Raw genomic sequence first — 22,543 nt, 5'->3', positions numbered from 1 at the left:
TGATTGAAGGTTCTCATGAGCGCAGTACCACGCCGCTGTCGTCTTCCCACCAGACGTAGACCTGATCGTCCCAGGTCGGACGCGCGCCGCGACGTTCGGCGTTGGCCATGAACGACTGGACGATCTTGCCGCCAGGCAGCTCGACGTAGAACACCGAGTGGCCGCCGAGGTAGGCGATGTCATGCACTTTGCCTTCGGACCAGTTGTAGCGGCCTTCGGGTTTGATCGTGCTGACGAGGGTTTTTTCCGGGCGGATCGCGTAGGTGATCGACTTGTCCTGCACCGAGGTGCTGACGCCATGACCGACATAGATCTTTTGCTGCAAGTCCGGGCTGTGGATGATCGCGTGACCTTCAAGGTCTTCAACCACGGTGCCGTCGAACGAGTTCACGTTACCGATGAATTCGCAGACCATGCGGCTGACCGGTGCTTCGTAAATGTCCACCGGGCTGCCGATCTGTGCGATCCAGCCGAGGTGCATGATCGCGATGCGCTCGGCCATGGTCATGGCCTCTTCCTGGTCGTGGGTCACCATCACGCAAGTTACGCCGACGCGCTCGATGATCTGCACCAGTTCGAGTTGCATCTGCGAACGCAGCTTTTTATCCAGCGCACCCATCGGTTCGTCGAGCAGCAACAGCTTCGGACGTTTGGCCAAAGAGCGGGCGAGGGCGACACGCTGACGCTGACCACCGGACAACTGGTGCGGGCGGCGTTTGGCGTATTGGGTCATGTGCACGAGGCGCAGCATTTCTTCGACGCGGGCGTCGATTTCGCTGGCTGACAAACGATCCTGCTTCAAGCCGAAGGCGATGTTCTGCGCCACGGTCATGTGCGGGAACAGCGCGTAGGACTGGAACATCATGTTGATCGGCCGCTCGTACGGCGGCATATCAGTGATGTCGACGCCGTCGAGGAAAATCCGTCCGTCAGTCGGGCGCTCGAAGCCGGCGAGCATCCGTAGCAGGGTCGATTTGCCCGAACCGGAGCCACCGAGCAGGGCGAAGATTTCGCCCTGATGGATCTCCAGGGACACATCGTCCACCGCAGTGGTCTCGTCGAACTTCTTGGTTACGCGATCGATTTTCACCAGAACCTTTTTCGGTTGCTGGTGACCTTCAAGAGCCTTCCTGTAAGTGCTGGAGGCGTTTGCCATGTGAAACTCCCAACAGGTTTCAGTCGCCGGGCCAAAAGTGGCCGGGCTTAAGTGGATTGCAAGCCTGCAAGAGCAACTTCAATCGGATCACATTCCCTGTCGGAGCGGGCTTGCCCGCGATGGCGGCAGGTCAGTCACCTTTGATGTCAAAGGTGACGGCCTCATCGCTGGCAAGCCAGCTCCCACAGGGTTTTGCATTGATCCGCCTGACAACACTCCTGCCGATCCGGCTTGGTCGGCGCCGCCGTCCTGGCTGCCTGGTAGTACTTGTTGTTATTACGGTTTGTTGTAGTCACGGATGACGGATGCGCACACGCGCAGCCGCCGACCCCGTGGGGGCAGTAAATCGTTTAGGTAATGCTGGTTTTGTCAGCGCTTGTTGCGTCGCACCGCTCGTTGCCGGCAAGCCTCGCCGAACGCCTGGAAAATGCTCAGGTACACGGGGTTGTCCCGCACCTGCCATTCCGGGTGCCATTGCACGCCGAGGGCAAACGTCGGGCTGTGCTCCACCGAGATCGCTTCGATCAGGCCATCCGGCGCCACGGCTTCAGCCCGCAGGCCTGGTGCGAGTCGGTCGATGCCCTGACTGTGGATCGAGTTGACCTGAAACTGCGCAGGCAGCTCCAGCGCCTCGAACACACCGCCGGCCAAGACGCTGACCGCATGGGCCGGGGCGTATTGCACGGCAAGGTCCGGACTGTCGGCCTCGCGGTGATCGAGCATGCCCGGCAACTCATGCACCTTCTGGTGCAGGCTGCCGCCGAAAGCCACGTTCATTTCCTGGAAACCCCGGCAAATGCCGAGCACCGGAACGCCCGCCGCAATGGCTGCACGTAATAAAGGAAGGGTCGTGGCGTCCCGCGCCGGATCGTGATCCGTGCCGGGGGCGCTGGCCGGGCCTTGATAGTGGAAAGGTTCCACGTTCGACGGCGAGCCGGTCAGCAACAGACCGTCGAGTTGACCCAGCAGGTCCTCGATTTCAGTCAGGTCGCCTAAAGAAGGAATGACCACTGGCAACCCCAGAGCTGCAACGCTGACAGCACGCAAGTACTTGTCGCCGCTGACATGGTAGGGGTGCAGGCCAATCTGTTTGACGCACGCAGTAACACCGATCAATGGCTTGAATGCCATTTTTATTCACCTCGAAGTTTGACACTTGAACGAGCTTTTCCGGAGCTTATCCGCGTTTATTTTAATTAACAACTGCCATGTAAAAAATTCTAAACGCCGTTCATCAAATCTTCATGATTCTCGGGGCTCTGGCGGTGGATTTGGCACGCAAGCGCCCTGAAAGCGCCTAAAAATAAACGCTGAGCGGCCAGGTGTTCGCTATTGACTTCACTTTGCCTTTCGGATTGACTGGGCTCGTGAAAGGGCAGTGAACATAATAATTAACAGCTAAAAAATAGGTGCATCATGTCGGTCCCTCTGCGTGCCGTTCAACTCAACGAAGCAAACGCATTCCTTAAGAAATATTCTGAGGTTTTGTACGTCGACCTTCTGATTGCGGATATGAACGGTGTGGTGCGCGGCAAGCGCATCGAGCGCACCAGTCTTCATAAGGTTTACGAGAAAGGCATTAACCTGCCAGCCTCGCTTTTCGCTCTCGACATCAATGGCTCCACGGTGGAAAGCACCGGCCTGGGTCTGGACATCGGCGACGCTGACCGTATCTGCTACCCGATCCCGGGCACCCTGAGCATCGAGCCGTGGCAAAAACGCCCGACCGCTCAACTGCTGATGACCATGCACGAAATCGAAGGTCAGCCGTTCTTCGCCGACCCGCGTGAAGTGCTGGCCAACGTAGTGCGCAAGTTCGACGAACTGGGCCTGACCATCTGCGCCGCATTCGAACTCGAGTTCTACCTGATCGACCAGGACAACGTGAACGGTCGTCCGCAGTCGCCACGTTCGCCGGTTTCCGGCAAGCGTCCGGTCTCGACTCAGGTCTACCTGATCGACGACCTCGACGAGTACGTCGATTGCCTGCAAGACATCCTCGAAGGCGCGAAAGAGCAGGGCATCCCGGCTGACGCCATCGTCAAGGAAAGCGCCCCGGCGCAGTTCGAAGTCAACCTGCATCACGTCTCCGATCCGATCAAGGCGTGCGACTACGCAGTCCTGCTCAAGCGTCTGGTGAAAAACATCGCCTACGACCACGAGATGGACACCACCTTCATGGCCAAGCCGTATCCGGGCCAGGCGGGCAACGGTCTGCACGTACACATTTCGATTCTGGATAAAGAAGGCAACAACATCTTCGCCAGTGAGGAGCCCGAGCAGAACGCCGCATTGCGCCACGCGATCGGCGGTGTGCTGGAGACCCTGCCTGCGCAAATGGCTTTCCTTTGCCCGAACGTCAACTCGTACCGCCGTTTCGGCGCACAGTTCTACGTGCCGAACTCGCCGTGCTGGGGCATCGATAACCGTACCGTGGCCGTGCGTGTGCCAACCGGTTCGGCCGACGCCGTGCGTATCGAACACCGTGTAGCCGGCGCCGACGCCAACCCGTATCTGCTGATGGCCTCTGTGCTTGCCGGTATTCACCACGGTCTGACCAACAAGATCGAACCGGGCGCGCCAGTCGAAGGCAACAGCTACGAGCAGAACGAACAGAGCCTGCCGAACAACCTGCGCGATGCCTTGCGTGAGCTGGACGACAGCGAAGTCATGGCCAAGTACATCGACCCGCTGTACATCGACGTGTTCGTCGCGTGCAAGGAAAGCGAGCTGGCCGAGTTCGAGAACTCGATCTCTGACCTTGAGTACAACTGGTATCTGCACACGGTCTAAAAGACCAACCCAAACCCCTGTAGGAGTGAGCCTGCTCGCGATGAGGCCAGGTCAGTCGACATCTCTATTGACTGGTTTACCGCTATCGCGAGCAGGCTCACTCCTACAGTGGATCGGGTTACCAGATTTTGATTGGCGGGCGTTCGCTCGTCACACAATCCCCCTTGTCGAGCCACAACAATGACAACTACCCGCAGCGACTGGGAACAACGCTTCCAGTCCCTAACCATCGAAAACCGTGCCTTCATCAACGGCGAATACCGCCCGGCAATCAGCGGTGAAACCTTCGAGTGCATCAGCCCCGTCGACGGCCGTTTCCTCGCCTCCGTGGCCAGCACCGATGAAGCCGACGCCAACCTCGCCGTTGAAGCTGCACGGCAGTCTTTCGAGTCCGGCATCTGGGCGAAAAAAGCCCCGGCCGAGCGCAAACGCATCCTGATCCGCTTCGCTGATCTGATCCTGCAACATCAGGAAGAACTGGCGCTGCTGGAAACCCTCGATATGGGCAAGCCGATCAGCGATTCGATGGGCATCGACATCCCGGCGACCGCCAACGCGATCCGCTGGAGCGCCGAGGCCATCGACAAAATCTACGACGAAGTCGCCGCCACACCGCACGATCAATTGGGTCTGGTGACTCGCGAGCCGTCCGGCGTGGTCGCGGCCATCGTGCCGTGGAACTTCCCGTTGATCATGGCCAGCTGGAAGTTCGCCCCGGCGCTGGCTGCCGGTAACTCGTTCATCCTCAAGCCTTCAGAAAAGTCGCCGCTGACCGCGATTCGCATCGCGCAACTCGCCCTCGACGCCGGTATCCCGAAAGGCGTGTTCAACGTCCTGCCGGGCTTCGGTCACACCGTTGGTAAAGCGCTGGCGTTGCACATGGATGTCGACGTTCTGGCCTTCACCGGTTCGACCGCTATCGCCAAGCAACTGATGATTTATGCCGGCCAAAGCAACATGAAACGCGTCTGGCTCGAAGCAGGGGGCAAGAGCCCGAACGTGGTGTTTGCCGACGCACCGGATTTGCGCGCGGCAGCACAAGCAGCGGCCGGCGCCATTGCTTTCAACCAGGGCGAAGTCTGCACCGCAGGTTCGCGTCTGCTGGTCGAACGTTCGATCCGCGAGCAGTTCATTCCGCTGCTGGTTGAAGCGCTGCAAGCGTGGAAACCGGGGCATGCACTCGACCCTGCCACCACCGTTGGCGCTGTGGTCGATCAGCGCCAACTGGACAACGTGCTGCGCTACATCAGCATTGGTCGCGAGCAGGGCGCTGAACTGATTGCCGGTGGCAAACGCACCCTCGAAGACACCGGTGGCCTGTACGTGGAACCGGCGCTGTTCGACGGTGTGACCAACGCCATGACCATCGCCCGCGAAGAGATCTTCGGCCCGGTGCTGTCGCTGATCACCTTCGACACTGTTGAAGAAGCGTTGCACATCGCCAACGACAGCATCTTCGGTCTCGCTGCCGGTGTCTGGACCAGCAACCTGAGCAAGGCGCACAACTTCGCTCGTGGCCTGCGTGCTGGCAGCGTGTGGGTCAACCAGTACGACGGCGGCGACATGACCGCGCCGTTCGGTGGCTTCAAACAGTCGGGCAACGGCCGCGATAAATCGCTGCACGCGTTCGACAAGTACACCGAGCTGAAAGCGACCTGGATCAAGCTCTAATTCTTTTACAGCGGCGGCCGCAGGACTCCTGCGGCCATCGGAGAAACGTATGAAACAACAACACGTCAACAGCTACTACGCCGCCACTCGCAACGAAACCATCGACTTCCCGACTCTCGAAGAGTCGGTGGAGTGCGACGTTTGCATCATCGGCGCTGGCTACACCGGTCTGTCTTCGGCACTGTTCCTCACCGAGGCCGGCTACAAAGTCACGGTGCTGGAAGCGGCGAAAGTCGGCTACGGCGCCAGCGGTCGCAACGGCGGTCAACTGGTCAACTCCTATAGCCGCGACGTCGATGTGATCGAGCAGCGTTACGGCGACAAGACTGCGGAAATCCTCGGCAGCATGATCTTCGAAGGCGCCGACATCATTCGTTCGCGCATCAAGGAATATGACATCAAGTGCGACTACCGCCCGGGCGGCATCTTCGCAGCGATGAACAAGAAACAACTGGGCGGATTGGCTGAGCAAAAACGCAGCTGGGAACGCTACGGCAACAAGAATCTGAAGATGCTCGATGCGGCAGAGATTCGTCGCGAAGTCGGCTCCGATGCCTACGTCGGCGGCCTGCTCGACTTGCAGGGCGGCCACGTTCACCCGCTGAACCTGGCCCTCGGTGAAGCCGCAGCCATCGTGCGTCTGGGCGGCAAGATCTACGAGCAATCCGCCGCCGTGGAAATCAAGTACGGCGAGCCAAACGTCGTACGCACTGCCAAAGGCCAGGTACGCGCCAAGTACCTGCTGATCGCCGGCAACGCGTACCTGCCGCAAGGTCTGGACAACCGCGTGACCGCGAAAAGCATGCCGTGCGGCTCGCAAATCGTCGTCACCGAACCGTTGACCGAAAAGCAGGCGCGCAGTCTGATCACCAACAACTATTGCGTCGAAGACTGTAATTACCTGCTGGATTACTACCGTCTGACTGCCGACAACCGCTTGCTCTACGGCGGCGGCGTGGTCTACGGCGCGCGTGAACCGGACGACATCGAACAACTGATCCGCCCGAAGATCCTCAAGACCTTCCCGCAGCTCAAAGACGTGAAAATCGACTACCGCTGGACCGGCAACTTCCTGCTGACCATGTCCCGCATGCCGCAATTTGGCCGCATCGAGAAAAACGCCTACTACATGCAAGGCTACAGCGGCCACGGCGTGACCTGCTCGCACCTGGCCGGCAAGCTGATCTCGGAAATGATCCGTGGCGACGCCGAACGCTTCGACGCCTTCGCCTCGCTGCCACATATGCCAATGCTCGGTGGCCGGACCTTCTCCGCACCGCTGACCGCCATGGGCGCCGTGTACTACTCGCTGCGTGACCGTTTCGGCATCTAAGTTACCTCACCGGCGGCGGTCCCCAAGACCCCGCCGGTTTTTTAACTGACGCACCGAAGCTAAAACTGTAGGAGTGAGCCTGCTCGCGATAAGGCCAAAACAGCCACCATCACTTTCCCTGAAACACCACAAACCCTGTGGGAGCGAGCTTGCTCGCGAAGGCGGCCTGTCAGCAAAAGGGATGTTGAAAGTGCCACCTCATCGCGAGCAGGCTCACTCCCACAGGTCTTGTGTTTACCCGGCAATCAACCTTGGCAGGCTCTTTTCCCCCACCGCCCATCGAACCTGCTGAGCAACACCACCAAACGTGATTTAATAGCCGCCTTTCACGGTTCCGGGACACGGGAGCAACGTGATCCGCGCCCCGGCGCGTCACCCGCCACCCACCCCCATCGCCCTTAAGTCGTTCTCACATAAGGCTGTCATGGATACGGGTTCTCGACTCAAACTAGTACGCGAAAGCTACAAACTCTCCCAGCGCGAGCTGGCCCGGCGTAGCGGCGTGACCAATGCCACCATCTCCCTGATCGAACAGAATCGCGTCAGCCCTTCCGTCAGCTCACTGAAAAAGCTGCTCGAAGGCATACCGATGTCCCTGGCCGACTTCTTCACCTTCGACCAGCCGCCGCGTGAGCATCAATACGTATTCCGCGCCAACGAACAGCCAGACCTCGGCCGTGATGGCTTGCGTCTGCTGCTGATCGGCGCCTCGGTGCCGAGCCGCCAGATGCGCTTGCTGCGCGAACAATACGCGCCGGGCGCGAGTTCCGGGGAAGAGCCGATTGTGCATGCGGAAGGCGAGGAGTGTGGGTTGGTGACTCGTGGGACTGTGGAGTTGACGGTTGATGGGGCGGTGAGCGTGTTGAATGCCGGGGATGGGTATTACTTCCCGACGACGCTGCCGCATAAGTTCCGGAATATCGGGGCGGACGAGGCTGAGATTATTAGTGCGAATACGCCGGCTAACTTCTGAATGGTTTTTAAGTAAAAACCATAAGTTGCAAGTAAATCCGACACCTTTTTAAAGGGTGTCGGATTTTTTTTGAGTCGAGGAAAAGTTTGTAGGATTGCTGGTTTTAATTTGTAGGAGCATTCTGAATGCTCGCGTGATGATGCAAGGTCGATGACGTTATGGTTTTTCTGGCATGGTTACATTGCTTGGTGCCATTTTTTCGTTTGTCGGGATTGCAGTGCAGCTTTTTTACGAGGTTGTTCTTACCTGTGTGTTCGGTTTGATTGTGTTAATGGTTTTCATGTTTTGGAGTTGGATTGTGAGGCTGGATGATCTTCGATATTACTTTAGCGTTGCAGGCTTGGTAGTCGCCTCTGCTGGATTTTACGCAATGATTTTTATGGGCGGTATGCGCCAGTTATTTGAAATAGAAGAGCCATTATTCTGGATTTTTTTCTGGATGACTTTTTTGGTTTTTGCGATTTTTGGTCTTGTTTACTATGTCCCTCGTCTTCGAAATGCCTATCGTGGTGAGAGGGTTGAGGATAAGTATTACAGCTTGCGAGCGGTTTGGATTCAGATAGTTGTTGTGTCGATGGTCGCAACCTATATATTTGCCCCTTATTTCAAAAAAAATGATCTGCTAGCTGGTGTTTCGGATTTTATAATTGCGGGAGGTTCGTTTTTGTTTTTTGTCGGGCTGTTTTGTTATTTGAGTTTTTATCAGCGATCATTTCGTCAGCGTAAATGAGGTAATAGGTTCAACGGTCTTTGATTCTTTTTCAATGGAGTACAACGTAATGCTGTCCGAAATTGCTTCGAGTGCCAACGCCAGAGCACCCGCCTGCTTATGTGCTCGTTCATAATTGATGGGGTCCTTGTTGAAGAGTTGCACGGAATGTTCTTTGCGAACAAAGCTCATCATCCCGTAAATGGATAGGTAAAGATCGACGGAGTAATAAGTCATGTTGCCCGTCTTGCTACCCAGGATATTCTGGTATGCCATTCTTATTGGGCCGGTTACTCCAGGTTCGCTGGGACCGTTATAAATGTTCCCAAAACCCTCATAAATATTATTTGCGCCATGCCCTAACAAAAAGGCGGACGGAACAAGAGATGTCCCTCGACTGGTTCCAAGTAGTACGGCGCCAGCCTGAAACTGTAAACTTCCTGAAACAACGCTCACGCCATTCTGGAAATAGAACATGGACTTGGTAGAAAGCGCTGAATACTCCTCCCTGAGCTCCTGCAACCCTTGCTTCGCACTGATAACACCTTCATCCACCGCACGAACAATCTCATTCGCATAAGCCGAAACGATCTCGCCAAACTTGAGCTGGGTGAAACTGTCGTACAACTGAGTTGCACCGATCTGGCATCCGAAAGCGACCAGATCGGAAGCTGCCCGTGTGACATCGTTAATGTCACACGAATCCTCATTCATCGTTATTTCCCCAGGAACTGAAACCGCTTGTGCCTGCCTGAATGTGTGTCCAACTGATCTCGCGATAAGTGAACGAGACCAATTCCTGCGGCTGTGCATCGTTTAAATGGATGGCGTGAGGAACCTGTAGGTTGATGTGCGCGATTTTTGCGCCGGCTATGTGGATTTTGAAGTATTTTTCCTGCGTGCCGGCGGGGGAGGTTCGATAGAAGAAGATTGTGCAGTCGAGCATTTCGCGCTCGTGAAGTGCGGTGGAGAGGAGGGGCGAGGATTTGTCGATGTTCTTGGTGATCATGATTGGCAGATGTTTGCCACGATCGGCGGTGACGCCGCCGTCATTGCCGGTGGTCATGTTGTGCGAATAGGCCAGAACCATGATTTCGTCGAGGTGACCTGACTGGCATTTGTTGCCGATTGAGTGGGTGCTGGAGCAGCCGGCGGAGATCAGTCCTTGCCGATTTCCGGTAATGCTCATGTAGCTGTGGTTGGCCATGGATGTTCTGCTGTATTGAATGGAAAACTCTTGTTTGAAGAGTAATCGTCAATAAAGCCAAGGCGCATAGACGCTGGTTTGCTTGTTACGATATTCGGAAGTGTCGTACAGCGTGAGCGGAAAGACGCTGGTGATTATTCTGAAATGCCTAAACCGAAAAACAGATGCCTGAACAGGCGTCGGTTTTTTTCACCCCTCCAAATCACCACTCGTCTGACACACCGCACCTTCGCCCCAACGGTTCTTCCAATGCTGTAACTCACCACGCAAAGGAAGAGCCAACATGCTGAATCAAAAAGTTGTGGCATTTACCCTGGCGGCACTCTTGTCTGGCAGCTCGTTATACGCGGTCGCTGCCGGCGAGACGCCAACACCGACAGCCAACGACGGCACCAGCCAGACCCGCCAGCCGGCACCGGAGTCGACGAACGCCGATCCTGGTGCCGCATCGCTGCCCAAAGGCGCGGACGGCAATACGACCGATAACGGGCCGACACCTGCGGGTTCCAAACCCAGTGGTGCAGGCCAATCGACTGGCAGCAGCAGCGGTGGCAACGGTGGTGGCTAATGCATCGTAGAAAGACCAGGCCCGGCACAGTGCCGGGCTTTTTTGTGGATGTTCATAAGTGACTATTTAGCCTTCCACTCGCCACCAGCGTTCTCACAATCAATCTTCGCCTGACTCAAATGTTCAGCCCCGTAGTAATAGGTGGTCACCTGCGCATTTTTCGGGATGTTCAGCGCCTTGGCGCTCTTGTCCTTACTGGTGGAATGCGGGTTTACCAAGGACTCCTGAGTCAGAGTAGCAATGCACGTCGCCTCATAGCGATCGGCGCATTGCGGTACTTTTTTCTTGGTGCTGTTGAGCATGTCTTTGCTTTCGTTACTGCACGACCAGTCGATGGCATCGACCGGCACGCCTTCGTATTCGTAGCAGCTGTGGGTTTCCACCGCTGGCACTGAAGGGCTGGAGGAGCGGGTCTGGACGTCGCAACCCTGGGCCATGACGCAACTCGGAATGATGCAAAACGGTGCGATCAGCAGCAGATGTCGGATGTTCATCGGCGGTTCCTCTCCAATGGCGCCGTGTCTGATCGTTGATTTGGCGCTTATTTGGTTTCGAGATTGCGCCGAGGGCCAAGGTTCAATCGGCTTTTTGATTTGCGCGGTGGCGCAGACTGAGAAACAATCGGAAACATCTAGTGCCAAGGATTGGAACATAACCCATGACTCAGACACTCGAACGCGCTATCGCCATCGCTGCTTCTGCGCATGCCGGGCAAGTGGACAAGGGCGGTGCGCCATACATTCTGCATCCGCTGAAGGTCATGTTGCGGATGAATACGCTGGAAGAGCGCATCGTCGCCGTGCTGCACGATGTGGTCGAGGATTGCGGCGTCAGCCTTGAGGATCTGCGCAAGGAAGGTTTCAGCGAAGAAGTGTTGAGCGCTATCGAATCGGTAACCAAGATCCCGGGCGAATCCTACGAGGATTTCGTCGAACGCGCAGCGATGAATCCGATTGGCCGGTCAGTGAAACTGGCGGATCTGGAAGAGAACAGCGACCTGTCGCGCATCGCCTCGCCAAGTTGGGAGGATCTGGAACGGATCGAAAAATACCGCCGGGCAATCGGAAGGTTACGCTCGTAAATACAAACACGATCCCCTGTAGGAGCTGCCGCAGGCTGCGATCTTTTGATCCTGTTTTTTCAAGATCAAGATCAAAAGATCGCAGCCTTCGGCAGCTCCTACAGGGGGGTATTTGATAGCCAGGAAGGCAACTATGAAATCCATTCTATGTTTGTTGATCGCCGCTGGTTTCGGCGCTGTGTTGCAGTTTGAAGGCGTACCCCACGGTTTGCTGTTGGGTTCGATTGTCGTCACTGCACTGGTCGCCAGCAAATTCGGTTTCGCCCCCGCAACGCCGTATGGCTTGGGCTACATCCAGGTCACGCTGGGCATTGCCACCGGGCTGATGTTCGAGGCGTGGGACAGTGAGACGGCGGCAACCATGCTGCCGAGCCTCGGCGTGTTGTTGATCTGCCTGACCGTGCAAATCGCGCTGGCTGCCTTGTGGCTGACTCGCGGCGCAGGCTGGAATCGCACCGATGCACTGTTGGCGGTTTATCCGGGAGCACTGGCGGCGGTGTTTGATCTGCTGGAGTCAGAAAAGGCCTCGAGCAAGGTAATCATCGTGCACTTGATACGGCTGTTGCTGATCACCGTGCTGGTGAGCTTTTTGATTCCGGGGCAGGCAGCGGTGGCTATTGCCAACGGTGATCCTTTAACGACAGGCATGGCGCTGACTGCGTTTTCGGTTATCGCGTTGAGTGTGCTGCTCGGTCGACTGCTGTTGGTGATCGGCGTGCCCGCGCCGTTCATGCTCACGGCAATCATCATCACCGCTGTGTTCGTCAAATCGGGATGGCTGCACGGCTTTCACATGCCGGAGTGGAGCCTGAATCTGGCAGCACTGATTCTCGGCGTGCGCATCGGTTCGCGCTTTCAGGGACTGGGAATCGCGGAGTTGGGGCGCCACGGACGTACGGCGTTGGTATCGGTAGGGTTGATGATCGTGGTTGCGGCAGCCTTCGCGGAAGTCGCGGCGCGGTTCCTGGGCAGCGATCCGCTGTCGCTGTGGCTGGCGTACATGCCGGGCGCGATTGAAACTATTGCCATCGTCGCGTTTGGCGGCGGGCTGAATGTGGTGTTTATCCTGACTCACCATCTGAGCCGGATGGTGCTGCTGCATTTCGCGCCGGCGTTGTTGGTGCAGGTACGGCGAGGGCGGGCAGGTGCCTGAGTACACAGGCACCCATAAAAATGACGTTATTCGTCGTCGTACATAAGCTCAAGCCTATTGATCCATTCTTCTGTGGCATTAAATCTCGCGTAATAGGCCTGTTTTTCATTGGTATTCAGGCTAGTAAAAAAAGGAAAAAAATAGTTGTTTTCATAATAGCCCTGAGCACCTTCCATGTTACCGCCCCACCATATGGGTTCATAACCTTGAAATGCTATCCATGGTGGCGGTGCGGGGAAATTTTTTTGACTCAGTAATAATAGAAATTCAGAGCTATTGGTAACTAAGCGGATCGTCGCAGAGTTGAATTCTCGAATAGATATAAAATATATCAATCGAAAGCTGGTTGGTGGATTTTTTAACTCGTATACAGGTAGACTGTTAAAGGATCTTTTGTTTTCTTTCTGGAAATTGGATGTTACGAGTGCTTCGAACTCCGACGTATCATTAAGGTCGACGAGAAAGCAGGAGTAGTAGGCGTTAATTCCCACATTGATCAAGGATGAAATGGAAGGATAATCAGGAAAGTCGAAAGCAGGCAAGGGGAGAGAGAACAGTTTCTCCAGTTCTTCCTTGCTGTATCCGACTATTTGCTCTTGTGGGGCAGGTTTTAGCGAAGAAAGTATCCGGCGGAAAAAATTCATAGTGGTCTTATTCCTGTATGTATTCAGTTAGCCAAGTTGCCCCTAGATATCCGGCTGTACCAAATACGATTCCACCGATCGCACTGCTAACGATCGCACCGGGTCCTGTTTCAATTCCAACTGCCGCTCCTGCTACCAAGCCAATCCTGGCGCCTGCGATAGCTGCCCCCCAGCCTCCGGCCTGCTTTACTGCTTCGACAGAGATCGGTTTTACGCTATTTTGTTTAAATGACTCTTCGGTAGCAATCTTGAGGTCGTATGCAGTGAAGGCAATGGCAAATACCCTAACTACTTTTACTCCTTTAATAAATGCACTTGTGACTTTTTGTGATGTCGGTGTGAAAATTGCACTCGCAGGTACTTTTTCGGATTTAACCAAAACCTCTTTGTCGATGTTTTTTACCCATTCTGCAATTTCATCGATTTTAGCGATGCTTTTCGGCGCGTTTTTTTTGTAATCTTCAAGCGCTTTTAAGATTTCTTCCGTACTGACTAATTTCGCACCGGCGGCTTTTGCTTTCTCAATATCGATGTATACGGTTTTTCCTTCGAATCTTGGTGAGCCGTTTGGATACTCTGAGCTGGTGGAGAGATAGCTGGATGGGTATTTTCGGCTACTATAGACATGTTGCGCCACTGTGGCACTTGAGTTGGGTGCTACGGGGCGCATTCCGTATTTTTCTGGCCATACTTCATTTTTTATCTGAAATTCTGGAAGGTTTTTGGCGACCAAATGCGGATTGTCAGGGGATGAATATATTTTTCGTACTAAGAAGCCGTCTTTACCTATCTCGTCAACTACAACAAATAAATGAATATTGGCCGGCATTAAATAGCCAGGCACGTTGCTGATAGAGTTTGCTTGTTTATTAGTTGGGATCTTGCAAGAAAACTCCGTCATGCATCACCCCATTTTTCCAGCGCAGCGACGCCGGTGGTGACTTCTAATGTTTCTTGCTTGCTTGTTGCAATTCTTGGTGTGTGACCTGTTTCATCAGAGAAACCGGTATAGACGCGACCGACTTCGTCCTTAATGTGGTAGGGCACGTTAGCGAGAGGCTGCCCGTCACCATTGACGATCCGAAACTTCTCATCAAACACCATCGCCCAGATTGGCATGATAGAAGGCGGTACGAACTCTGCTGGTGTGTGTGAGTTGCCGATGATCACCGTAGATGAGCCGCTTACAACGTTATTCCCATGTGCACCGACACTTCCCACAGTTGCGGCGGGCATACCATTGATGAGAACGGTGGAAGCTACTTCTCCTACGATAGGGCTGCCGCAAGCGCTCTTGTCGTTTTGGCGGGCGGCAGCCAAGCCGTCGAAAAAGACGTCGGGAGATCCCGCCGCAATTGGGTTCACGCCGTGGCCTGGAAGCGGGCAGGAAGTGGGGTCGGTAACTCGGGCGGCGGGTTTGCCAGACATTGCGAACATCCTTGTAAGATCGACTGTTCCTGAATTGTTACACATTACGGCTGAAACGGGCGACGCCTCTCACGAGCATGCCTGACTGTGCATTAATCCCCTGTGGCGAGGGAGCTTGCTCCCGCCGGGCTGCGAAGCGGCCCCGATTTTGGCGCCTCGATCATCCTGATGTATCGAGGTGTCGGGTTTTGCGACGACTGCGTCGCCGAGCGGGAGCAAGCTCCCTCGCCACAGGGTTTATGCAGGTCTATCGGGTGTGGGCATCGAACCCTTCAACCCCCGGCGCAATTTCATCCTTCAACGTCAACGCCGGAATCTCATAATCCCCCGCATTCTGCTGCCGATACGCAATCGGCCGGGTGCTCCACAACTCATCCAGCCTCACGCCCAACTCTTCGCAAGTCGCGGCAAACTTCGCGGCATCCATTCGGCTGGTGCGATAGCTCACGAATGGTGGCACCACGTCGAAACCGGGGTAGTAAAGAATCCCGTGGTTGATCGGAAACAGCAGATCATCAATCGGCCCGTTGATCCCGCGAGTACTGTAGTGCGAATCCCAGCCACCGGTCGTGACCATCAGCATCGCCCGTTTGCCTTTCATCTTGCCTTCGCCATAACGCTCGCCCCAACGGGAGTCGGAGTGCTCGCCGACGCCATAGGCAAACCCATAGGCGTACACGCGCTCGACCCAACCCTTGAGGATCGCCGGCATCGAGAACCACCACAGTGGGAATTGCAGGATCAGCGCATCGGCCCATAGCAGTTTTTCCTGTTCGGTGGCGATGTCGGCAGCCTGGGTGCCTTGGGCGTAGGCGAGTTTCGAGTCGCGGGAGGCGTCGAAGGGGCGGTTGGTGTCGCGTTCCGGGGCGTCGTCGGCGTCGAGAGCGGCTTTCCAGTTCATCGCGTAGAGGTCGGAGACTTGCACGGTGTGGCCGGCGGCTTGCAGGCGCTGGACGGTGAAGTCCTTGAGTGCGCCATTAAGGGATTTTGGTTCAGGATGGGCGTAGACCAGTAGTACGTTCATGTTCGCGTTCCTTGGTTGAATGTAAGCAGGATCAATCCTTGACCGGTATATTGGAAATGAATGTCTGATATGTCTGGTATAGCCATGGATAATTTGAGACGCATCGATATCAACTTGCTGTTGACCCTAGACGTGTTACTGGCGGAGCACAACGTAACTCGCGCCGCAGAGCGCTTGAGCTTGTCGCAGCCGTCGGTGAGCGTGCATCTGGCGAAGTTGCGCGACATCTTTGGTGATCCGCTGTTGTTGCCCGGTCCACGCGGGATGCGCCCGACGGCGCGGGCTGATGAGTTGCGTGAGCCGTTACGCGAGGCACTCGAAGCGCTGGAGAGGGCGGTAGCTCCGGCCAGTCCGTTCGATCCGGCGCTGGCGACCCACACCTGGAAAGTCGCGGCAACGGACTATGGCGAATCAACCATTCTCCTGCCCGCACTCGGCGGTTTGCGGATGCAAGCGCCGGGTACACGTCTGGCGGTGCTCGATCTGATGCCCGCGCAACTGGTGAAACAGGCCGAGCAGGGCGTGTTCGATCTGGCGTTGCACATCACCGAAGAGGCGCCGCTGGAGCTGCATCAGCGGATTCTGTTTACCGAACGCTACGTGCTGGTCGGTCGTCATGGGCATCCGCGATTGCAGAGAAAACCGACCCGCGAGCAATTCTGCGCATTGGAACATGTGCTGGTGTCGCGTGAGGGCGGAGGCTTTTTCGGGGTGACGGACAAGGCGTTGGCCGAGGTCGGGTTGTCGCGGAAAGTGGTGCTGTCGGTGCCGCACTTTTTGATGGTGATGTCGGTACTGGCCAGCACCGATCTGGTGGCGATGCTGCCGTCACGCCTGGTGCGTGACAATCCGGCACTGCAAGTGGTCGAGGCGCCGTTGCCGGTGCCCGGTTACGAGATGGCGATGTTCTGGGGCGAACGTTCGCATCGCGATCCGGCGCACAAATGGCTGCGTGAGCACCTGGCGGCGTCGGTCTGACGGCTCAGGCGTGGCCCAGGGCAATCGCAAACGACACTACGATCAGACACGCAAACGCGAAATTGATATTCATCAGCTTTTCATCCTGAGCCTTTTTTGAAGTGCTGCCATTGTGAACAGGCCCAAGGCAAAGAAAAAATTCGGCTTGTTGATTTCGATGATCGAAACAATTGATACCAGCGCGTTTGTGTTTGCCTGAGGCTTTGGCTAATCTCGTACAAACCTGCAACTACAAGCACAAACAGGCAAAACCATGCACGACCACTCCGTCACCGAACTGCCGTCCCTGCGCCGGCAGAAAATCCTGTTGATCCTCGAACGCGACGGCAAGGTCATGGCTTCCGAGTTGAGCCAGCACTTCGCGGTGTCCGAAGACACCATCCGCCGCGACCTCGCCGAACTGGATAACGCCGGCCTGGTGCAGCGCGTGCACGGCGGGGCGTTGCCGCGTCCCAAGGACACCGGCAAGGATTACTTCACGCGACTGGACGAGACCGATGAAGTGAAGATTCGCCTGGCGCAGTTGGCGGCGCAGAAAGTCGAGGACGGGCAGATTGTGTTGTTCGATTCCGGCTCGACGACTTTGCAGATCGCCCGTGCGTTGCGTGCTGATGTGAGCATTACGGCGGTCACGGCGTCGCCGATGATCGCGATTGCGTTGTCGGAATTCAAAGAGGTGAAAGTGATTCTGGCGGGTGGGCAGTTGAACCCGCGCACGATGTCGGCGGGTGGGCATGAAACGCTGCGCATGTTGGCGGGAATCAGGGCGGATCTGGCGTTTACCGGGGTCTGTGCGATTCATCCGGAGGTGGGCATTACCTCGCTGTATTTTGATGAGGTGCCGGTGAAGCAGGCGATGCTCGATGGTGCGGCGCGGGTGATTGCGGTGACCACGGCAGACAAGCTTGGTGCGGTTGAGCCGTTTGTGGTGGCTCCTTGTAGTCGCCTGCATACGCTGATTACCGAGCGGCATCTGGCGTCGGGGAGTGTCGAGGATTATCGACGGTTGGGGATTGAGGTTGAGCAACTGCCCGAATGAGGACTTGTGTTGCAGTTGAGGGCCTCATCGCGAGCAGGCTCACTCCTACAGGGGAATGCATTCCAACTGTAGGAGTGAGCCTGCTCGCGATGGGGTCGGTGAACTCAGCGAAGTCGTTCAAGCATCTGGTAGTACCACATCCCCGCAGCCAGCAACGGATTGCCCAGCAAATCCCCCATCGGTACGCGAATGTGCTGGCACGCGGCAAACGTATCGAACTGTTCAAGTTGCCCGGTGATCGCCCGGCTCATGATTTCACCCATGATGTGCGTGGTGGCGATGCCGTGTCCCGAGTAGCCCTGGCAATACCAGACGTTGTCCGAGAGCTTGCCCAGTTGCGGAATGCGGTTGATGACGATGCCCATCGCGCAGCTCCACTGGTAGTCGATGGCCACGCCTTTGAGCGCCGGGAAAGTCTGTTCGATGCACGGGCGCAATTCAGCCGCGATATCCCGTGAATCCTTGCCGCTGTAGTTGGCGCCGCCGCCAAACAGCAAGCGGCCATCGGCAGTGAGACGGTAGTAGTCGAGGACGAAACGGCAGTCGTATACCGCGAGGTCTTCAGGGTTGATCTGTCGCGCCAGATCACCGAGCGGCGCGGTGGTGACGATGCCGCCCATGGCCGGGAAGATCTTGCCCTTGAGTTTGTCCGGTTCGAGCTTGTGATAGACGTCGCCGGCTAGCATCACCTGATTGGCGTCGATCTGGCCGTGAGCGGTGCGCACACCGGGCGTATTGCCGTGAATGATCTCCAGCACCTCACTGTTTTCGAAGATCAGCGCACCGAGACTCTCTGCCGCGCGTGCTTCACCGATGCACAGGTTGAGCGGGTGCAGATGCATGTTGCGCGTATTTTTGACCGCGCCGTGATAGAGATCGCTTTGCAGCAGATCACGCACCTGGCTGCGGTCGAGCAGGCTGACTTCATCGCCCAGTCCACGGCGCACGGCTTCTTCGTAATCGTCGCGCAAACCGACCATGTGACTCGGCTTATAGGCCGCGTGCAGGTGACCGTGTTTGAGGTCGCACTGGATGCCATATTTCGCGACGCGCTGCTTGATGATTTCATGCCCGCGCCAGCGCAGGTGCCAAATGAAGTCATCGACCTCATCGCCGAGTTTCGGGCGCATCTGTTTACGCATCGCGCCGTCGCCGGAGAGGCTGCCGGTGACTTGCCCGCCGTTGCGCCCGGTGGCGCCCCAGCCGATTTTATTGCTTTCGACGATGGCCACTTTCAGGCCTTTTTCGGCGAGTTCCACAGCCGTGGCGACGCCGGTGAAACCGCCGCCGATGATCACCACGTCAACCTTGTGCCGCCCTTGCAGCGTCGGGTAGTCGGTGTCCTGATTGAGGGTGGCGGTGTAGTAGGAATTGCAGCGTTCGGTCATGTCAGTGTCCACACGAAATTCGAATTCGGTATGCGGTCCCCTGTAGGAGTGAGCCTGCTCGCGATGAGGACATGTCAGTCACATCATTGGTGAATGACACAGCGCTATCGCGAGCAGGCTCACTCCTACAGGATTTAGTGGCGATTCATCAGGCTTCGGTCAGATACCAACGCCAATCCTGTTCGCCTACTTCAGCCATGAACTGCCGGTATTCGGCGCGTTTCACCGCCAGATACACCCCGAGAAATTCCTGACCCAAGGCATCGCGTGCCCACGCTGAATTCTCCAGCGCGGTCAGCGATGTCAGCCAGTCGGTCGGCAGCAATTCCTTGGCCTGCGCATAACCATTGCCTTGCACCGGTTCGCCCGGGTCGATGTTTTCACTGATGCCGCGATGGATGCCGGCAAGGATCGCCGCTGCCGCCAGATACGGATTAGCGTCGGCGCCGCAGATGCGGTGTTCGATGTGTCGGGTGTTGGCCGGGCCGCCCGGTACGCGCAGGCTGACGGTGCGGTTATCGACGCCCCAGGTTGGCGCCAAAGGCGCGTAGCTGTTGGCCTGAAAGCGGCGATAGGAGTTGGCGTTCGGGCAGAACAGCAGCAGCGAGTCGAGCAAGGACGCGAGCATGCCGCCAATCGCCGTGCGCAGCAGCGGAGTGCCGGCCGGGTCTTCGGAGGCGAACAGATTGCGCCCCTCGGCATCGGCGAGGCTGACGTGCATGTGCATGCCGGTGCCCGCCAGATCATCGAACGGCTTGGCCATGAATGTCGCCTGCATGCCGTGCTTGTGCGCCACGGCTTTGACCAGCCGCTTGTAGCGCACCGCTTGATCCATCGCTTCCAGCGCATCGCCATGTTCAAGGGTGATTTCTACCTGGCCCGGCGCGTACTCGGAGATCGCCGTGCGCGCCGGAATGCCGTGCAGTTTGCAGGCGCTATAGAGGTCGGCGAGGAACGGTTCGATCTGCTCCAGCTCACGCAAACCGTAGACCTGCGTGTGTCGCGGTCGGCCACCGTCGGCGTCGAGTGCCGGTTGCGGGCGACCGTTGTGATCGCGTTTGGCGTCAAGCAGATAAAACTCCAATTCACACGCCATGACCGGGTGGAAACCCTCGGCTTTCAAGCGATCGACGATCTTGATCAGCAGGTGACGCGGGTCGGCAATGCTCGCTGGCATCCCTTCAGTCGGGTGCATGCTGACTTGTACCGCAGCGGTCGGAATCTGCCGCCATGGCAGGCGCACCAGACTGCCTTCCAGCGGGTAGGCGCGGCAGTCGATATCGCCGACGTCCCAGACCAGACCAGAGTTTTCGACGTCTTCACCCTGTACGGTCAGACCGAGGATGGTGCTCGGCAATGGGCGACCGCTTTCGTACACGGCCAGCAGTTCTTCGCGATGCAACAGCTTGCCGCGTGGCACGCCGTTGGCGTCGAGGATGAACAACTCGATCATGTCGATATCGGGGTTCTGTTCAAGGAACAGGCGTGCGTCTTCAATGGCTGCGAATTTCATGACAATCACTCAGGGTTGCGCCGCACAGGCGCACAGATTCGGGCCGGACGCAGCTATGGCATCCAGGCAGGGATATCAAGGAATTGATCCGTCAGTCAGACGTGACACATAACTTGTGGCGAGGGAGCTTGCTCCCGACGGGGCGCGAAGCGGCCCTCAAAAGACAGGACTGCTGCGCAGTCCAGCGGGAGCAAGCTCCCTCGCCACAATGGATCTTTGCTGACTGAAAGAAATCAGCGGGCGATATCCGGCGGGCGTGCGGAGTGACGCAGCTTTGAACGGAGCAGGGCCATGGGGAGATTGACGATACGATTCATACGCCGCCCCTGTGAGAGAGGGCGCGCAGAGTAGAGACGTTCAACGATTTTCGTTGTTGTGGGGACGTGCTCATGACGCGTGTTTCCGTTGGCGGAAAACGTCGGTGGCGGGAGAGTCCCGCCGACCGGTGTGGCTGGATAGTAAGGGGGAAGCCCCGGATAAGTAAATGACTGATTCCGGGGTATGCGAGGCTTCCACTGGTTCAGCGCAGCAGATGAAAGCCCAGCCCGGCGAGTGCGCAAACGATCAACACGGTGATGACACCGCGCTTGAAAACAAACAGCGCAAGGGCCGCCATTACCGCCAAAACGATGGAAAAAACGTCCGGCCGGACAGCAAATCCGTTCGGCCAGAACACGTGATAACCGAAAAAACAGGCAAGGTTGAGGATCACCCCGACCACTGCTGCGGTGATCGCGGTCAACGGGGCGGTGAACTTCAGTTCGTTGTGGGTCGACTCCACCAATGGCCCGCCGGCAAGGATGAACAGGAACGAGGGCAGAAAGGTGAACCACGTCACCAGCGTCGCGGCCAGTGCTCCGGCGGCGAAAGCGTGCTCAGGGCCGAACACCGGTTGCACATAAGCACCGACGAATCCGACAAACGCCACCACCATGATCAGCGGCCCTGGCGTGGTTTCGCCGAGTGCGAGTCCGTCGATCATTTGCGTCGGTGTCAGCCATCCGTAATGCCCGACCGCGCCCTGATAAACGTAGGGCAGCACGGCATAGGCGCCGCCAAATGTGAGCAATGCCGCTTTGGTGAAGAACCAGGCCATCTGCGTTAACGTGCCGTCCCAACCGAACAGCGCAGTCAGCAGCGCCATCGGCAGGCACCACAGAACAGCGCCAATCAAGGCGAGCCGCAGCAGCTTTGGCAGACTGAATCGAGCATGGGCAGGAGGTGGCGTGTCATCGTCGATCAGCGCCGGGCCGTAGGTTTTTCCAGCACTGCGATTTCCGCCACTGTTGAAGCGCTCGGGTGCCAGGCGTCCGCCGAAGTAACCTATCAAAGCGGCGCCAAGCACGATCAGTGGAAACGGCACATTGAAAGCAAAAATCGCCGCAAACGAAGCCCCGGCAATCGCCCACAGCCAACCGTTCTTCAACGCTCGCGAGCCAATGCGATGGGCTGCGTGCAGCACAATCGCGGTGATCGCCGGTTTGATCCCGTAAAAGATGCCGGCCACCACCGGCACGTCACCGAACGCGATGTACACCCACGACAGTGCGATCAGGATGAACAGCGACGGCAGCACAAACAGTGCACCGGCCAGCACGCCGCCCCACGTGCGATGCAGCAACCAACCGATGTACGTCGCCAGTTGCTGCGCCTCGGGGCCGGGCAGCAGCATGCAGTAGTTGAGCGCGTGTAGAAAACGCCGCTCGGAAATCCAGCGCCGACGCTCCACCAGTTCCTGATGCAGGATCGCGATCTGCCCGGCCGGGCCACCGAAGCCGATGCAGCCAAGCTTGAGCCAGAAACGCCAGGCCTGGCGCAGGCTGACCGGTTCGGGGCGGAGTGAGTCCGGCGTTTTGCTCAAGTGCAGCTCCTGAACACATTCTTG

At 57.0% G+C, this 22,543-nt stretch carries 22 protein-coding genes; 10 read left to right on the top strand and 12 right to left on the bottom strand.

Annotation, left to right across the window (positions count from 1 at the left end):
- Positions 1–13: 13 nt before the first annotated feature.
- Positions 14–1,156: a polyamine ABC transporter ATP-binding protein gene (potA, locus tag ACTWLJ_RS24525; RefSeq protein ID WP_401210120.1), complete on the bottom strand. Its 1,143-nt coding sequence runs from the start codon at positions 1,154–1,156 to the stop codon at positions 14–16.
- A 369-nt stretch (positions 1,157–1,525) separates the two neighbouring features.
- Positions 1,526–2,287 (bottom strand): gamma-glutamyl-gamma-aminobutyrate hydrolase family protein, encoded by a 762-nt coding sequence (locus ACTWLJ_RS24520; RefSeq protein ID WP_445178815.1) that lies wholly within the window; start codon positions 2,285–2,287, stop codon positions 1,526–1,528.
- Between the two features lie 285 nt (positions 2,288–2,572).
- On the opposite strand from ACTWLJ_RS24520, the gene ACTWLJ_RS24515 reads away from it, so the two are divergent.
- The 5 genes from ACTWLJ_RS24515 to ACTWLJ_RS24495 all read left to right on the top strand — a co-directional run bounded on the left by ACTWLJ_RS24515 (position 2,573) and on the right by ACTWLJ_RS24495 (position 8,656).
- Positions 2,573–3,949, top strand: a complete 1,377-nt coding sequence (locus ACTWLJ_RS24515) for a glutamine synthetase family protein (protein ID WP_445178814.1) — start codon at positions 2,573–2,575, stop codon at positions 3,947–3,949.
- 180 nt (positions 3,950–4,129) lie between these two features.
- Positions 4,130–5,620: an aldehyde dehydrogenase gene (locus tag ACTWLJ_RS24510; RefSeq protein WP_401210128.1), complete on the top strand. Its 1,491-nt coding sequence runs from the start codon at positions 4,130–4,132 to the stop codon at positions 5,618–5,620.
- Positions 5,621–5,669: 49 nt separating this feature from the next.
- Positions 5,670–6,953 (top strand): NAD(P)/FAD-dependent oxidoreductase, encoded by a 1,284-nt coding sequence (locus ACTWLJ_RS24505; protein WP_401210131.1) that lies wholly within the window; start codon positions 5,670–5,672, stop codon positions 6,951–6,953.
- A gap of 424 nt (positions 6,954–7,377) precedes the next feature.
- A complete protein-coding gene (locus tag ACTWLJ_RS24500) occupies positions 7,378–7,926 on the top strand; it encodes a cupin domain-containing protein (protein ID WP_401210134.1) in 549 nt (182 codons plus the stop codon).
- Positions 7,927–8,098: 172 nt separating this feature from the next.
- A complete protein-coding gene (locus ACTWLJ_RS24495) occupies positions 8,099–8,656 on the top strand; it encodes a hypothetical protein (protein ID WP_445178813.1) in 558 nt (185 codons plus the stop codon).
- Here the strand turns inward: ACTWLJ_RS24495 and ACTWLJ_RS24490 are convergent.
- Positions 8,636–9,349, bottom strand: coding sequence for a DUF4225 domain-containing protein (locus ACTWLJ_RS24490; RefSeq protein ID WP_445178812.1), 714 nt, complete (start codon positions 9,347–9,349; stop codon positions 8,636–8,638). The two genes, ACTWLJ_RS24495 and ACTWLJ_RS24490, sit on opposite strands and share 21 nt — an antisense overlap.
- Positions 9,342–9,842, bottom strand: a complete 501-nt coding sequence (locus tag ACTWLJ_RS24485) for an Hcp family type VI secretion system effector (RefSeq protein WP_445178811.1) — start codon at positions 9,840–9,842, stop codon at positions 9,342–9,344. The genes ACTWLJ_RS24490 and ACTWLJ_RS24485 overlap by 8 nt, the downstream gene beginning before the upstream one ends.
- Positions 9,843–10,125: 283 nt before the next feature.
- On the opposite strand from ACTWLJ_RS24485, the gene ACTWLJ_RS24480 reads away from it, so the two are divergent.
- Positions 10,126–10,410, top strand: coding sequence for a hypothetical protein (locus tag ACTWLJ_RS24480; RefSeq protein WP_445178810.1), 285 nt, complete (start codon positions 10,126–10,128; stop codon positions 10,408–10,410).
- Between the two features lie 62 nt (positions 10,411–10,472).
- Here the strand turns inward: ACTWLJ_RS24480 and ACTWLJ_RS24475 are convergent, their stop codons facing one another.
- A complete protein-coding gene (locus tag ACTWLJ_RS24475) occupies positions 10,473–10,904 on the bottom strand; it encodes a hypothetical protein (RefSeq protein WP_445178809.1) in 432 nt (143 codons plus the stop codon).
- 164 nt (positions 10,905–11,068) lie between these two features.
- On the opposite strand from ACTWLJ_RS24475, the gene ACTWLJ_RS24470 reads away from it, so the two are divergent.
- Both ACTWLJ_RS24470 and ACTWLJ_RS24465 read left to right on the top strand, forming a co-directional pair.
- Positions 11,069–11,491: an HD domain-containing protein gene (locus ACTWLJ_RS24470; RefSeq protein ID WP_445178808.1), complete on the top strand. Its 423-nt coding sequence runs from the start codon at positions 11,069–11,071 to the stop codon at positions 11,489–11,491.
- 133 nt (positions 11,492–11,624) lie between these two features.
- On the top strand, positions 11,625–12,644 hold the full coding sequence (locus ACTWLJ_RS24465) for an AbrB family transcriptional regulator (protein WP_445178807.1): 1,020 nt from the start codon (positions 11,625–11,627) through the stop codon (positions 12,642–12,644).
- A gap of 26 nt (positions 12,645–12,670) precedes the next feature.
- Here the strand turns inward: ACTWLJ_RS24465 and ACTWLJ_RS24460 are convergent, their stop codons facing one another.
- From ACTWLJ_RS24460 to ACTWLJ_RS24445, 4 genes are all read right to left on the bottom strand, one after another.
- A complete protein-coding gene (locus ACTWLJ_RS24460) occupies positions 12,671–13,288 on the bottom strand; it encodes a hypothetical protein (protein ID WP_445178806.1) in 618 nt (205 codons plus the stop codon).
- Positions 13,289–13,295: 7 nt separating this feature from the next.
- Positions 13,296–14,189 carry a glycine zipper family protein gene (locus tag ACTWLJ_RS24455; protein WP_445178805.1) on the bottom strand — a complete coding sequence of 298 codons (894 nt, stop codon included), beginning with the start codon at positions 14,187–14,189 and terminating at the stop codon, positions 13,296–13,298.
- Positions 14,186–14,716 carry a PAAR domain-containing protein gene (locus ACTWLJ_RS24450; protein ID WP_445178804.1) on the bottom strand — a complete coding sequence of 177 codons (531 nt, stop codon included), beginning with the start codon at positions 14,714–14,716 and terminating at the stop codon, positions 14,186–14,188. Before ACTWLJ_RS24450 ends, ACTWLJ_RS24455 begins: the two co-directional genes overlap by 4 nt.
- Positions 14,717–14,963: 247 nt before the next feature.
- A complete protein-coding gene (locus ACTWLJ_RS24445) occupies positions 14,964–15,740 on the bottom strand; it encodes an NAD(P)H-dependent oxidoreductase (RefSeq protein WP_445178803.1) in 777 nt (258 codons plus the stop codon).
- 84 nt (positions 15,741–15,824) lie between these two features.
- Between ACTWLJ_RS24445 and ACTWLJ_RS24440 the strand changes: the two genes are divergently transcribed.
- Together ACTWLJ_RS24440 and ACTWLJ_RS24435 are read left to right on the top strand one after the other, a co-directional pair.
- Entirely contained in the window at positions 15,825–16,718 is an 894-nt protein-coding gene (locus ACTWLJ_RS24440) for a LysR family transcriptional regulator (protein WP_445178802.1), read from the top strand.
- 253 nt (positions 16,719–16,971) lie between these two features.
- Positions 16,972–17,757, top strand: coding sequence for a DeoR/GlpR family DNA-binding transcription regulator (locus ACTWLJ_RS24435; RefSeq protein WP_445178801.1), 786 nt, complete (start codon positions 16,972–16,974; stop codon positions 17,755–17,757).
- Positions 17,758–17,861: 104 nt separating this feature from the next.
- On the opposite strand, the gene ACTWLJ_RS24430 is transcribed toward ACTWLJ_RS24435, so the two are convergent.
- From ACTWLJ_RS24430 to chrA, 3 genes are all read right to left on the bottom strand, one after another.
- A complete protein-coding gene (locus tag ACTWLJ_RS24430) occupies positions 17,862–19,145 on the bottom strand; it encodes an NAD(P)/FAD-dependent oxidoreductase (RefSeq protein ID WP_445178800.1) in 1,284 nt (427 codons plus the stop codon).
- A 148-nt stretch (positions 19,146–19,293) separates the two neighbouring features.
- On the bottom strand, positions 19,294–20,658 hold the full coding sequence (locus tag ACTWLJ_RS24425) for a glutamine synthetase family protein (protein WP_445178799.1): 1,365 nt from the start codon (positions 20,656–20,658) through the stop codon (positions 19,294–19,296).
- Between the two features lie 520 nt (positions 20,659–21,178).
- Positions 21,179–22,519: a chromate efflux transporter gene (gene chrA, locus ACTWLJ_RS24420; protein ID WP_445178798.1), complete on the bottom strand. Its 1,341-nt coding sequence runs from the start codon at positions 22,517–22,519 to the stop codon at positions 21,179–21,181.
- Positions 22,520–22,543 lie beyond the last annotated feature (24 nt).

Source organism: Pseudomonas sp. McL0111 (assembly GCF_052567255.1).
Note: the sequence above shows the minus strand (reverse complement) of the source record. Positions and strands in the feature narration are given on the sequence as shown.

Bases quoted from the DNA above. Each gene is read 5' to 3' on its own strand.
- ACTWLJ_RS24485 (WP_445178811.1), bottom strand. From the start codon at position 9,842: ATGGCCAACCACAGCTACATGAGCATTACCGGAAATCGGCAAGGACTG.
- ACTWLJ_RS24475 (WP_445178809.1), bottom strand. From the start codon at position 10,904: ATGAACATCCGACATCTGCTGCTGATCGCACCGTTTTGCATCATTCCG.
- ACTWLJ_RS24435 (WP_445178801.1), top strand. From the start codon at position 16,972: ATGCACGACCACTCCGTCACCGAACTGCCGTCCCTGCGCCGGCAGAAA.
- ACTWLJ_RS24505 (WP_401210131.1), top strand. From the start codon at position 5,670: ATGAAACAACAACACGTCAACAGCTACTACGCCGCCACTCGCAACGAA.
- ACTWLJ_RS24430 (WP_445178800.1), bottom strand. From the start codon at position 19,145: ATGACCGAACGCTGCAATTCCTACTACACCGCCACCCTCAATCAGGAC.
- ACTWLJ_RS24460 (WP_445178806.1), bottom strand. From the start codon at position 13,288: ATGAATTTTTTCCGCCGGATACTTTCTTCGCTAAAACCTGCCCCACAA.
- ACTWLJ_RS24500 (WP_401210134.1), top strand. From the start codon at position 7,378: ATGGATACGGGTTCTCGACTCAAACTAGTACGCGAAAGCTACAAACTC.
- ACTWLJ_RS24445 (WP_445178803.1), bottom strand. From the start codon at position 15,740: ATGAACGTACTACTGGTCTACGCCCATCCTGAACCAAAATCCCTTAAT.
- ACTWLJ_RS24465 (WP_445178807.1), top strand. From the start codon at position 11,625: ATGAAATCCATTCTATGTTTGTTGATCGCCGCTGGTTTCGGCGCTGTG.
- ACTWLJ_RS24480 (WP_445178810.1), top strand. From the start codon at position 10,126: ATGCTGAATCAAAAAGTTGTGGCATTTACCCTGGCGGCACTCTTGTCT.
- ACTWLJ_RS24425 (WP_445178799.1), bottom strand. From the start codon at position 20,658: ATGAAATTCGCAGCCATTGAAGACGCACGCCTGTTCCTTGAACAGAAC.
- potA (WP_401210120.1), bottom strand. From the start codon at position 1,156: ATGGCAAACGCCTCCAGCACTTACAGGAAGGCTCTTGAAGGTCACCAG.
- ACTWLJ_RS24495 (WP_445178813.1), top strand. From the start codon at position 8,099: ATGGTTACATTGCTTGGTGCCATTTTTTCGTTTGTCGGGATTGCAGTG.
- ACTWLJ_RS24450 (WP_445178804.1), bottom strand. From the start codon at position 14,716: ATGTCTGGCAAACCCGCCGCCCGAGTTACCGACCCCACTTCCTGCCCG.
- ACTWLJ_RS24470 (WP_445178808.1), top strand. From the start codon at position 11,069: ATGACTCAGACACTCGAACGCGCTATCGCCATCGCTGCTTCTGCGCAT.
- ACTWLJ_RS24515 (WP_445178814.1), top strand. From the start codon at position 2,573: ATGTCGGTCCCTCTGCGTGCCGTTCAACTCAACGAAGCAAACGCATTC.
- ACTWLJ_RS24490 (WP_445178812.1), bottom strand. From the start codon at position 9,349: ATGAATGAGGATTCGTGTGACATTAACGATGTCACACGGGCAGCTTCC.
- ACTWLJ_RS24440 (WP_445178802.1), top strand. From the start codon at position 15,825: ATGGATAATTTGAGACGCATCGATATCAACTTGCTGTTGACCCTAGAC.
- ACTWLJ_RS24510 (WP_401210128.1), top strand. From the start codon at position 4,130: ATGACAACTACCCGCAGCGACTGGGAACAACGCTTCCAGTCCCTAACC.
- ACTWLJ_RS24520 (WP_445178815.1), bottom strand. From the start codon at position 2,287: ATGGCATTCAAGCCATTGATCGGTGTTACTGCGTGCGTCAAACAGATT.
- ACTWLJ_RS24455 (WP_445178805.1), bottom strand. From the start codon at position 14,189: ATGACGGAGTTTTCTTGCAAGATCCCAACTAATAAACAAGCAAACTCT.